Genomic DNA, 12,483 nt, shown 5'->3' with positions numbered 1-12,483 from the left:
GTCAATACTTAAGATTCATTTTACTATTGCAAATACTGCAGAACAATAATAATATTGAGAAAATTGAGTGTATAAACGCAAAATTCTTTCAGGAGCAAAACAAATTATGATTTATCAGTAATGCAGTCGAGGGGACCTGAACCCTATACTGATGCTGGAAGCTCCTGTTTCTGGAATGGTATTGAAGTTCTCATTTTACAAATGGCTCCACAGGTGTATATAATGGATGAAGCATGCAGATTGGCAAGAATTCAGTTGTAATATGGTTAAGTATGGGATAGCATTGTGATATAATAAATAGAGGAAAAATTTATACCCTGGTGTTACAATTTTGCCTGGCCAGGTCAGGAGGAGCTGCTATGAGACTGTTATTAATTGAAGATGATAAGGAATTATGTGACGCAATTGCTGTCTATGTGAAAAAGGAAGGGTATGAACTTGATATCTGCCATAATGGAAATGACGCCTTGTATTATATCGCAGACCATAACCATGATGTAATCATCCTGGACCGGATGCTGCCAGGGATAGACGGGCTTACTCTTTTGGAAAAGACACGCAGGAAAGGCGTAACAGCACCGGTAATTATCATTACCGCCATGAATGGAATAAACGACAGGATAGACGGGCTTGATACCGGAGCCGATGATTATCTGGTAAAGCCTTTTGCGGTGGAAGAGCTGCTTGCAAGAATCAGGGCACTTCTTCGAAGACCGAGAACAATAGAAAATTCTAAGGTGCTGCAGTACGGGGATATTTTTTTTGATACCAGTGCCGGCATCATGACAAGGGAGGATAAAAGCATCTCTTTATCAAAAAAGGAAGGGAACCTGTTGGAATTTTTTCTTTTAAACAAAGAACAGATACTGGCCAGAGAGCAGATTCTTGACAGAGTATGGGGAAAAGACAGCTTTGTGGAGGATGGAAATATTGATAATTACATATTTTTGCTGCGCCGGAGACTGAAAGCAGCAGGCACAAGTGTTGCCATTAAGACGGTCCATGGGATTGGGTACCAGTTGGAGTATAAGAAGAATGATTGATAAATTACGGAAAAAGCTGATTTTATTGTATACCTTGACTACCGGAATTATATTAACTGTTGTACTGATACTGGTACTAATTGTTATCAGCCAGCAGACGGTCAGGAATAAAAAGGATACTTTTCAAAATGAATTTATGATTGTTACACAGAACTTTTCTATCAGCAACGAGGTCAGTAACCTGTGGCTGGCCGAAATGGAAACCAAGAATCACCTGATTATCCACATCGAAGACGGAGGGCAGCCTTTATGGTATAAAGGGGCCTGGAAGCCGGTAACGGACAGGGAGATATTAATCAGCCGTTTAAAGGAAGCCGCCCGTCTTGATGATATCAATATGGATATCCGGCCTGTTTCCGTAAAGGAGGTTCGCAGCCGGATATATGAATTAAAGGGAAATGGGAAGGATAAGTATTTTGGCCAGGTCTATGTCGCTGCAGTACAGGAGGGGTACAGAAGCGTTGCAGTCCTCCAGTATATTGCCGGTAACCGGTCCGAAACGGTGAGACAGGGTATCCTGATTGTACTGCTGTATTTGTCAGGAATGACCGGCTTGTATCTGGTGAGCAGATGGGTAGTGGGGAAGTCCGTAAAACCGGTGGAAGAAAGCAGAAGGCGCCAGACAGAATTTATTGCTGCCGCCTCCCATGAGCTGAAATCCCCTCTGGCCGTGATACGTGCCAATATCTCTGCTATCATGATTGAACCGGAGAGAGCAGATGATTTTACCAAAGGAATTGATAAGGAATGCATGCGGCTCTCCGCACTGATTGAAGACCTTCTTTTGCTGGCCTCGGCGGATGCGAAGAACTGGAAGGTGAAAAAGGAATTAATCGATATGGATGTTTTGTTAATCGAGACCTATGACTCCTTTCAGCCTTTCTGCCGGGAAAAGAATAAAAGGCTTAAACTTGAACTGCCGGAGGATATGCTCCCTAAAATATGGGGAGATCTGCTTCGGATGAAGCAGATACTGGCTGTATTGCTGGACAATGCCGTGTCCTATACAAAAGATAACGATACCATCGTCCTGCGCTCTTACAGAAAGAAAAACCAGCTGTGTATTGAGGTGGAGGATCACGGTCCGGGAATAGAGGCAGCGAAGAAAAAGGATATTTTTGAAAGGTTCTATAAAGGAGATAAATCCAGAGGGGATAAGAGCCATTTTGGATTAGGGTTAAGTATTGCCAGGGAATTGGTACAGCTTCACGAAGGACGGATCAGTGTAAAGGATACGGAGGGCGGAGGTGTTACTTTTAGTGTATATCTTCCGGTCTGTCAGGATTGATTGCAGCAGCATAAGAGTATCCTTAAGAAAGGGAGCCGCGAAAGCGGCTCCCTTTCTTAGAGAAATTTTAGAGATTTGCCTGATATTATATACCCATTAACAAAGAAAAGAATAAAAGGGAGGATATAAGGTTATGGGAAGAAAAATAACCGCCCTGGCGCTGCTTTTTGTCTTAGTAATCACAAGCTTATCAGGATGCAGCAATAAGAACGGGCAGATAAACAAAGAGAAAAATGGAAAACAGGAAAATAATAAACAGGAAGAACAATTGGATTACAAAAGCAAGTCACCTGAAATGGGAAGATTTATGGAAAGTAAAATCAGTTTTCCGGATTTAAAGGAGGGTGAAAGGGTAGTTAAAATTATCAGGAATCAGGAGAATCAGATTGAAGTATATACATATTTAAAGAAGCAGTACCTGATGTACCAACTAAAGGAGGATAAAACCTGGGAAAACGGTGAAGCCGCCTGGTTAAATGACGGTAGACTAAGCGGAAGCAATGTAGAATTCAGTGACCTGTGTTTGGGGGAAGACGGCAATTATTATGCAGTGTATATAAAGTATAGTGATAAAGGCTACGGTTCCCACATCATTAAATCAAAGGACAAAAAGGCAGCAGAAGAAATAAAATTTCCTTATTTGAAGGAAGGGCAGACATACAAGGACTATACAATATATCCCAGGGTCCAGAAAATAGCTGTAACGAAAAATGGGGATTTGGTATTTGGTGATGACAAGGATTCGCTACTGATATTTTCAAAAGAGGGAGAAAAACTGGCTAAGATACCGGCAGCATATTCGGAGGATACCGGTATGGCTTCCTTTGCTGCCTCCGAAAATGATGTCATAACGGTTACACAGGACAAGAAGAATATTATATTTTATAATACCGGGACAAAGGAGACAGAAAAAACCGTACCTTATGATGCCAGCCGGGATGCAAAAGCCTTTGCGGTAAAAAAAGACGGCACGGTTTTTGTGGGGGACCGGAAGGGAATTCACCGTCTGGCGAAAGATGGAAGCCTGTGGGAGACAACGGTGGACGGCGTCTTAAATTCCATGAGCATGCCATCACTCTACTTTGATGAATTGTTTGTTTCGGACGGGGACGAGGAGCAGTATTACGCTTCTTATGCAGATAATGACGGAGGATACCGGTTACTGCAGTATGTTTTTGATAAGAATGTATCAGCCGTACCGGCACAGGAAATCACGGTATATTCCCTTAAGGAAAGTAACACCATAAGGCAGGCTGCTTCACTCTTTCAGGCAGAAAATGCGGACATCAGGGTTAATTATGTGGTAGCTATGGGAGAAGAGGGGGGAACGGTGTCTGACTATATCCGTGCCCTGAACACCGAGCTCCTTGCAGGAAACGGTGCGGATGTACTGGTACTGGATGGATTGCCGGTGGACTCCTATGTGGAAAAAGGGGTACTTGCCGATATCACAGATATTATAAAGCCCCTGGAAGAATCAGGGGAGCTGTTAACGAATATATCCTCTTGCTATCAGCAGTCAGGGAAGATATACCAGATGCCCACTCACATAAATGTTCCCATTGTAGTTGGCAGGGAGGATGGAATTTTGTCTATGAAGGATATGGACAGTATCCTAAGCTATATGGAGAAGGAAAAGAAAGTACCCTATGGCGGCCCTACGACCTATAAGGCACTTCTGCAGGATTATCTGGCCTTATATGCAAAGGATTTGTATGTGGATGGAAAACCGGATAAAGAAAGGATTACGGCATTTTTGGAGAAGTTAAAGAAAATCGCCGATAACCGCAAGGCCGTGGAATATCTGGAAGACGGCAGGAGCGAGGCTGCGGATACGGGGGATAATTTCATAGACAGCGGGCTGCTGCTTCAGGACAGAGCTTTTCTGGGTCTTATAAAAAACAAATACAGTATAGGAGTAACACAGATTGGAGGCATATTCCAATTATCGGTTCCCTGTGCAATTTCGGAACAGACCGGCTTACATATTGCCTCCATTAATCAGCACTTTATTCCCGAGGGGCTTGTAGGGCTGAATAACTCCGGGGCGAATAAGGAAATTGCAAAAGAGTTTATCGGCTTCTTATTTACAAAGGGGGTCCAGGATACGAAAGTATTAGAAGGTTTCCCGGTGAACAGCGGCTCTCTGGACAAGTGGATGGCAGAGGAGAGCAGCGACACATTTGCCATGTCTGACGGAGACGGGAATTACGTGGATGGAGACTTGCCAGACAAGGAAGAACGGGAGTATTTCAAATCAATGATAAAGGAATTGAATTCACCTATTGAGATAAATCGGAATGTTTATGGGATTATCATTCAGGAAGCGCTGCCTTACTTTACCGGGAAAATTGATGCACAACAGGCCGCAGCAGCAGTTTATTCCAAACTGTCTACCTATCTGGCTGAATAAAGCGGGAACTGCATCAGAAACGGAAGGATTATGGCAAATAAAGAATCAAAATATAAAGCATCAAAGTATAAAGAGCCAGAATCATCATTTGTGCGCCAGAATAAGAAACTTACCAAATCGGAGAAGAGGGAAGAAAGAAAGGCCTGGCTCTTCCTCCTTCCCAGCCTTGCCGGCATCCTGGTGTTTGTGCTGATACCCTTTGCAGATGTGATCAGACGGTCCTTCTGTGAGGCCATGAGCAACAAATTTGTCGGTATCTCAAATTATAAGATGGTACTTACCAACGAGGCCTTTGGGCTTGCGGTGAAGAATACGGTTAAATTTATAGGAATCTGTATACCGTTATTATTAATTCTTTCCTTGATTCTGGCACTGCTGTTATACCGGCAGAAAAGGCTGGAAGGATTTTTAAAGACCTCCTTCCTCCTTCCCATGGCGGTTCCCGTAGCCTCTATTGTAATTCTGTGGAAGCTCATCTTCCATGAGAAGGGACTTCTTAATGTATTGCTTTCCCACTTGGGAATAGGAACAATTGATTTTATGAATTCGGATAAAGCATTTTTGGTTCTGGTATTTACTTACCTTTGGAAGAATGTAGGCTATGATATGATTCTATGGCTGACGGGATTAAATGATATTTCTGTTTCCCTGTATGAAGCCGCCAGTGTTGACGGGGCAGGGGCCTTTGCAAAATTCCGCTATATTACACTGCCAAAGCTGGTACCTACAATGTTCATGATTGGAGCTTTATCCTTTATTAATTCCTTTAAGGTCTTCCGTGAGGCCTATTTAATTGCGGGGGATTATCCGGATAACAGCATCTACATGCTGCAGCATATATTCAGCAACTGGTTTGTATCTCTGGATATACAGAAAATGAGTGCGGCTGCGGTGCTGTTGATATTGGTATTTTTAAGTCTGATTCTGTCATTTATCCGCTTTGACAGGGAGGAGGAGTAGATGAAGAGAAAAAACGGATGTTTTCTTGGCTTCCTGTTGCTGTTAACCCTTTTTGTCTGGATTCCGGTATGGGTATTATGCAGCGGTTCCTTCATGGGAAAGGATGAAATCCTGAAAAATGTGGGGCCGGTACTGGGGCAGGCTAAGGGCAGGGCTTCCTGGTCCCTTCTGCCGGTGTATCCCACCTTGCGTGCCTATGTGGAACTGCTCCTGGATTCCCCGAACTTTTTTACAATGTTCTGGAATTCCTGCATTCAGGTAATACCGGTCATGGCAGGGCAGCTCCTTGTTTCAGTACCGGCGGCATGGGCATTTGCTGCCTATAAATTCCGGGGGAAGAAGGCACTGTTTGTTCTGTATATTATTCTGATGGTACTGCCCTTTCAGATTACCATGGTGTCCAGCTATCTGGTATTGTTCCGGATGAAGCTTGCGGGAACCCATCTGGCAGTGATTCTGCCGAATATATTTTCAACCTTTCCCGTATTTATTATGACAAAATTCTTTCAGGCTGTTCCGGGGTCCCTCCTTGAGGCGGCCCGGTTGGATGGAGCCAGTGAAAGGTACCTTTTCTTTCGCATTGGGATTCCTATGGAGAAGTCCGGTATTTTCTCCATTCTCATATTGGGTTTTTTGGAATATTGGAATGCCATAGAGCAGCCCCTTACTTTTCTGGCAAATAATAAAAAGCTCTGGCCGTTGACACTGTACCTGCCGAATATTACAACGGATAACCTCGGAGTTGCCTTTAGTGCTTCCGTATTTGTTATGTTTCCGGCATTGCTTCTGTTTTTATATGGTCAGAAATATCTGGAACAGGGCATTACAGCTTCAGGACTGAAGGAATAAACACGAAAGGGAGCTAACATGGAAAATAAAATAAAAAGGTTATTGATTGGATTCTTTGCACTTATGCTGGTATGTACTTTTTTGTCCAGAGCAGCTGCGGCGGCAGTAGTGGCAAAGGTCCGGGTGGCTTCCGTAAAAAGCGGAAACCTTACTTATGAGATAGCAGGTACCGGTATTGTGAAGGCTGATGCAGCAAAGTACATGGAACTGGCAGCCGGGTATAAAATCGGAACCGTTTCTGTCAGGGAGGGGCAGGAGGTAAAAAGGGGAGATCTATTGTTTGCCTATGATGTGAAACAGTTAAAAGAAATAGAAAAAGAAAAAGAGAATGCGCTGAAAAAGCTTAGGCTGCAGTACCAAGCGATTGGAGTGACAGATGTTAGTACAGATAATTCTTCCGAGAAAGACGCCGCTTTGCTGGCAGTAGAAAATGCAAAAGAAGATATAGATGCAGCAAAGAGAGCGCTTAGTGATGTAAAAAAGACAGTGAAGGAAAATAAGGAGAAAGCTTATAAGGAGGCAGCCGATGCCCTGGAAGAGACGAAGGCCTCCGGGAAAACTGCTGTGAAAATGTCAAAAAGGGCAGTCCAGGACCTTGAAGAAGAGCTGTCTAAAATGCTTTTGCCGGAAGAAGAGGCCGGGGATGTTATAAATGTCTATAAGAAAGCGGCAGCAGAAGGTATTGATTCCAGTATCTCAAGTGCTCTTCAGGTGGTTTTTCAGTATTATTACGGCGAGGGATATGCGGAACACTGCCAAAAGGCGGAGCAGGCGAAAAAGGATCTCCAAAGAGCCAGAGAGGATCTGGCAGGTATCGAACAGAAATGGCAGAACGTTAATCTGGAGGATTACCGCATGTATGACCCGGACACCTCCGTTAGAAATGCTTATTATGAGCAGACGGCAGCAAAGAAGGCAGAATTAAAGGGGGCAAACCGTGCCGTAGAGGATGCCAAAGAAGCTTACGAAAAACTGACCGGGAAGGATGAGAAGCTCACGGAAGCCTTGAATAATCTCCGTACGGCACTGATCAACAAAACAGCGGACGCGGATGTATTGGAAGCCGCCGTATACCGAATGTTAACGGAGGATAAAAAAGCGGATGCCTCTGTGCTTGAGGCTGTCAGAACAAAGATTTCCAGAGCAGAAGAAGATGAAAAAGCGGTGGAAGAAGAATGGGAGAAGAAGCAAAAGACAGCCCGGGAAAAGGCGGAGGTGATTTTAAAGGATCTGGAGGCCATAAAAGCAGGAAGCTACGATTACAGCAAGGAGGAGCAGGCTTTCAAAAAGAACCTGCAGGAAGCTGAAAGGACTCTTAAGGCAGCAGAGCTTCAACAAAACAGCACAGAGGAAAAAGGCCGGGAGGCAAGGGAAGGAGAGGAAAAGAAGGAGGCGTCGGAGAATATTGACCGGAGTGTTCTTATGATTGACATCGATAAAGCCGCACAGGAACTAAAGCAGCTGCAGAATATCATCAACGGAAAGGGAAAAATTCATGCCCCTGCAGATGGAGCAGTAACGACAAATAACCTGGAGCCTGGCTTACTCTTAACAGGACAGGAAAAGCTTGTTATCACAACGGGCGGATATGGGCTTACCATGTCGGCTGATGCGGAGGATATGAAGCATTTTGCCGCTGGAGATACGGTTACCGTTAAAACGGGAGATGGGGAAAATACCGTTACGTCTCAGATTGAAAATATAGAGCTTACCGGACAGGACAATAAGGTCAATTTTACAGCCATCTTACCGGAAGGAAATTATCAGGCCGGAGAAAGTCTGGCATTCACGCTAAGCAAGGACTCCTCCGATTATAGAAATTGTATTCCCATTCAGGCTCTAAGACAGGATTCCCAAGGTACCTATATCCTGCTGGTAAAGGAAAAGGAAAGTGTTCTGGGAACCATACAGGAAGCCTTCCGGATGAATGTAACAGTGCTATCCATGGATTTTAAAATGGCTGCCGTAGAGGCGTCTCTGACGGAAAAGGATCAGATAATTACCACGGGGAATCGCAGTTTCAAAGAAGGAGACAGGGTGAGGGTCTATGAAGTGGAATAAGAGGATTTTACTGGCTGCCGTATTTTTCATAGCTGCCGCCGTTTACTCTGTTATACAGCTTATAGGAGCTGATGTTATAAAGCAGCAGTATACTTGCGTAAGCGTCCGTTTTCAAAAAGACGGTGTAACGGAAGAGATGGTCAAAACAGCCTTGGATAAGGAAAAGGAAAGAGGGACTTTAGGGATACCGGAGGTTACTGCATGGTCAAAGCCTTATGAGACAAGAGTAAAAAATAACAGTTTAAACAGGTCGGCGGTGGTTAGGGTTCAGATTGTCTCCGGTGAGATGTCCTTAACGGCACCCATGACGCTTTTATATGGCAATTATGCTTACAGGGAGGATAAAAAAGGATGTGTAATTGATTCCAGGTCGGCCTTTTTATTATATGGTACGGAGAATGCGGTTGGAAACAACCTATCCTGGGATGGGAAAGAGTATTGCATAAGAGGAGTGGTAAGGACAACGGATGCCTTGCTGCTGGTTCAGGGAAAGGAACTTCTGGAGGAGTACTCTAATTTAGAGGTGGTATATCAGAACAGGGAGCAGGGAGAGGAGCTTACAAATGCTTTCCTCCTGAATAATAATTTCCCGCCGGATTATGTGGTATACGACGGGTGGTTCTATGGCGGGATGATAAAATCAGCTCTGGCGTTACCGGTATGGCTGCTTCTGGCGGCAATCAGCCTATGGATTATAAAAACTTTGCGGAAGAAGAAATCTAATCTTACACAGAAGGCCTTCCTGTTATATGCCGCAGCCAGTGCAATCACCATAATTTTGTATGGGAGCATCCTTTATCAGTTTACGGGGGCTCCGTTTTTTATAACGGATAAGCTGCTTCCCACCAGGTTTTCGGATTTTGGTTATTGGGGAGAGCAGTACCGGCTGATGAGAGAACAGTGGAGACAGGTGCAGTTTGCGGGGCCAAACGGGAAGGATATCTTATTAGAGAAGGAGCTGATAGAAACGCCCCTTACTGTTACTGTGATGTGCCTGTTCTATCTGGTCTTTTGTCTTCAGGTAAAGCTGGCAATAAGAAGTTATTTCTTCTTTTCTGCAAAAAATACTCGTTAGATTACTATAATTTCTCATAGAAATCTAACGAGTATTTTAAGAAGTCCGTTCGCTTTGAAATACCAACAAATACTGGTAAGTAGTGCAGTTGAGGGGACTTGAACCCCTACCCGGAAACCCGGACTAGAACCTGAATTCTGTGATTGCCTTCCTGTAACTATAATTCATCAGTATCTATAGACAGTGCTCTTATCATTAATTCTTCCATCAATGTGTAATCTAACATAAATGATTGGGCACTTGCCTTTAACATTTCAGAACTGGTTATTTTCATAAAATCCAACCGGTAGCTTAAAGAAGCTGCCAGATGTTCAATAAACATTCTTTGGGTCCTGCCGTTGCCTTCCCGAAAGGGATGAATCGAATTAATTTCGCCAAGATAATAGGCAAGTCTCTTTGCAACCCCGTTCTTATCTTTACAATCTTTTAAACAATTCTCATTCTTCAATTTCTGAAATATTTCATCCATCTGGCTCTGAATAAATTGGCATAAACAGAATTGATTACCTTTTGAAATATTAACAGTTCTTATATTACCTGCCCATTCATAAATATCTCCGAATAGAAAGTTGTGTATTTTAGCTAAATGTTTGAAATCAAAGTTACCTTCTATTCTGCTAGTCAATGCTTGAGCGGTGCGTAAGGATGTAATTTCGCGTTCGGCAGTCTTTAACTCATTCTCATCTAAAATGTTTAATTTGTTTTTTAATACATAAGTGCCGGGATAGCAATAGAAGCTATCTTGTTCATATTCATAGTAATATTCATCCTTCATAATTATACAGCCTGTTTATGCGTGTGCTTTTGAATTAGTAGGGTAACAGCCTCTTGAAAACTCACTTTTCCGTCAATACATTCTTGAATTCGCTGTTTGTCAGACTGTGAAAGGGGCATATCTTCCATGCTCATGGTTGCATTTACATTTTCTATGATAATATCTGAACGATTCATTCATGCACCTACTTTCTTGTGAATGTTTTTGGATATAAGTTTATTATAACATTTTATGTGAATTTTATAAAGGGTAAGATATCGATAAGAGTTCTACTTTATTGTCGGTTTTTTAAAGGATTCTAATACAAAGGAATATGCTTATAATATTCCCGACAACATAAATGGGAGGTAATTATAAATGAATGACTTAACGTCGGTGACAAAACAATATCTTTATTATTGCCAGTATCAAAAGAAGCTGAATGTAAGTTTGTATTCGGCTCCTTTTCTATTGAACGAAGGATAACAGCTAATTGTCTCTTCTCTCGCATTGCATTCCAAACACAAAAAAACAAGAGTTCCAGACTATATCAAAAACTCCGAAACCCTTGTTTTATAAGTAGTGCAGTTGAGGGGACTTGAACCCCTACCCGGAAACCCGGACTAGAACCTGAATCTAGCGCGTATGCCAATTCCGCCACAACTGCGAAACACTAACGTATATATTCTACTATATTTTGTCCAAAAGTCAAGCAAAAGTTTTAATTTTTTATCGGTAGAATAATATCCTTAAATCTTCCAATTCTACTATTGACAAAACAGCTGTATGAAGATATTATGATATCATATTGATATCATAATAATATAGATTTGAATATCAATATAAACATAAATACAAAGAAATTGAATCAGAAAATCATTTGCAATCTGATAGGTGGCTGCTAAAAAGACAGATACGCCTATGTTTTAGAAATACCAAATCAAAGATTTGATATTCAAGAAAGGAGTTATTATGGAAAATGAAAATGGACAGAGGCAAAATAATGTGGAAGAAAAGGAGATCAGGCCGTTTAGCGGAGGGATAATGCTTTTGCTGATACTCCTTTGGTATGGGATATCGATCTGGGGAATTATTGGCGGCTCGATTTACTTAAGCCAGGCAAAATATGGGCTTGGAGCATTTTTCCTGATTGCAAGTATTGTTCTTTTTATCGTGCTGTGTGTATTGCTGAATGGCTTCCACATTCTAAATCCCAATGAAGCGCTGGTAATGACTTTATTCGGAAAATATTACGGGACGATTAAGAAGGAAGGCTTTTATTATACCAATCCGTTTGCAGGAGCAATTCATCCTGCAAGAACAGTACACGTAAATGCGGGCATAAATGTGGGGACTTATGGCACAACCACAGCTGCAACAGCGCCGGCAAACCCTGTCAGCAAAAAAATCTCAACGAAGACACTTACATTTAGCAATGAAAAGCAAAAGGTAAATGATGTATTAGGTAATCCGATCATTATTGGTGCGGTAGTTATCTGGAGAGTGGCAGATCCTACAAAAGCTGTCTTTAATGTAGATAATTATAAGACTTATCTGGCGATACAATGTGATTCCACTATAAGAAATGTTGCAAGACTTTATCCCTATGATACAATGGAAAATGATGCGGATGAGAAGACACTAAGAGGAAGCAGCCAAGAGATTGCTGAAAGCATGAGAGTGGAATTGCAGCAAAGAGTCAGTGAAGCAGGTCTTGAAATAAAGGAAGTCCGAATTACGCATCTGTCCTATGCAGAGGAGATTGCAGCAGCGATGCTTCAGAGGCAGCAGGCTGTGGCGGTTATTGCAGCCAGACAAAAGATCGTAGAAGGTGCTGTAAGTATGGTTAAGATGGCGATAGACCAGTTGGGACAGGAAGAGATTGTTGTGCTTGATGACGAGAGAAAGGCAGCAATGGTCAGCAATCTTCTTGTAGTACTGTGCGGAAATAAGGATGCCCAGCCTATTGTAAACAGCGGTTCTATTTATTAAGATTAATGGAAAGGCAGTAAGATGGCAGTAAATAATGAAGGAAATGTG

The 12,483-nt window shown here is 42.5% G+C and carries 10 protein-coding genes and 1 tRNA gene; 8 read left to right on the top strand and 3 right to left on the bottom strand.

The window, feature by feature from the left end; translation table 11 throughout:
• Positions 1–359 precede the first annotated feature (359 nt).
• The 7 genes from BUF11_RS23305 (at position 360) to BUF11_RS23275 (ending at position 9,689) form a co-directional block, all read left to right on the top strand.
• On the top strand, positions 360–1,043 hold the full coding sequence (locus BUF11_RS23305) for a response regulator transcription factor (RefSeq protein WP_073591273.1): 684 nt from the start codon (positions 360–362) through the stop codon (positions 1,041–1,043).
• Complete coding sequence (locus BUF11_RS23300; protein ID WP_073591272.1) at positions 1,036–2,331, top strand: sensor histidine kinase; 1,296 nt, start codon at positions 1,036–1,038, stop codon at positions 2,329–2,331. Before BUF11_RS23305 ends, BUF11_RS23300 begins: the two co-directional genes overlap by 8 nt.
• 133 nt (positions 2,332–2,464) lie before the next feature.
• Positions 2,465–4,744 (top strand): ABC transporter substrate-binding protein, encoded by a 2,280-nt coding sequence (locus BUF11_RS23295; RefSeq protein WP_073591271.1) that lies wholly within the window; start codon positions 2,465–2,467, stop codon positions 4,742–4,744.
• A gap of 30 nt (positions 4,745–4,774) precedes the next feature.
• A complete protein-coding gene (locus tag BUF11_RS24175; protein WP_139243499.1) occupies positions 4,775–5,704 on the top strand; it encodes a carbohydrate ABC transporter permease in 930 nt (309 codons plus the stop codon).
• Positions 5,705–6,553: a carbohydrate ABC transporter permease gene (locus BUF11_RS24170; protein WP_073591270.1), complete on the top strand. Its 849-nt coding sequence runs from the start codon at positions 5,705–5,707 to the stop codon at positions 6,551–6,553.
• Between the two features lie 18 nt (positions 6,554–6,571).
• The gene (locus BUF11_RS23280; protein ID WP_073591269.1) at positions 6,572–8,614 is read left to right on the top strand and encodes an efflux RND transporter periplasmic adaptor subunit; all 2,043 of its coding nucleotides are present in this window, start codon (positions 6,572–6,574) and stop codon (positions 8,612–8,614) included.
• The gene (locus BUF11_RS23275) at positions 8,601–9,689 is read left to right on the top strand and encodes an ABC transporter permease (RefSeq protein ID WP_073591268.1); all 1,089 of its coding nucleotides are present in this window, start codon (positions 8,601–8,603) and stop codon (positions 9,687–9,689) included. Before BUF11_RS23280 ends, BUF11_RS23275 begins: the two co-directional genes overlap by 14 nt.
• Before the next feature lie 157 nt (positions 9,690–9,846).
• Here the strand turns inward: BUF11_RS23275 and BUF11_RS23270 are convergent, their stop codons facing one another.
• The 3 genes from BUF11_RS23270 to BUF11_RS23265 all read right to left on the bottom strand — a co-directional run bounded on the left by BUF11_RS23270 (position 9,847) and on the right by BUF11_RS23265 (position 11,110).
• On the bottom strand, positions 9,847–10,464 hold the full coding sequence (locus BUF11_RS23270) for a Fic/DOC family protein (RefSeq protein WP_073591267.1): 618 nt from the start codon (positions 10,462–10,464) through the stop codon (positions 9,847–9,849).
• 2 nt (positions 10,465–10,466) lie between these two features.
• The gene (locus BUF11_RS24555) at positions 10,467–10,640 is read right to left on the bottom strand and encodes a hypothetical protein (RefSeq protein ID WP_175562139.1); all 174 of its coding nucleotides are present in this window, start codon (positions 10,638–10,640) and stop codon (positions 10,467–10,469) included.
• Between the two features lie 386 nt (positions 10,641–11,026).
• Positions 11,027–11,110: transfer RNA gene (locus tag BUF11_RS23265), tRNA-Leu, on the bottom strand.
• Between the two features lie 305 nt (positions 11,111–11,415).
• Here BUF11_RS23265 and BUF11_RS23260 point away from each other — a divergent pair.
• Entirely contained in the window at positions 11,416–12,435 is a 1,020-nt protein-coding gene (locus BUF11_RS23260; protein ID WP_073591266.1) for an SPFH domain-containing protein, read from the top strand.
• The last annotated feature ends 48 nt before the right edge of the window (positions 12,436–12,483 follow it).

The sequence above is a fragment of the Anaerocolumna xylanovorans DSM 12503 genome, assembly GCF_900143645.1.
In the GTDB taxonomy this organism is placed as follows: domain Bacteria; phylum Bacillota; class Clostridia; order Lachnospirales; family Lachnospiraceae; genus Anaerocolumna; species Anaerocolumna xylanovorans.
This window is presented reverse-complemented; position numbering and strand designations above follow the sequence as displayed.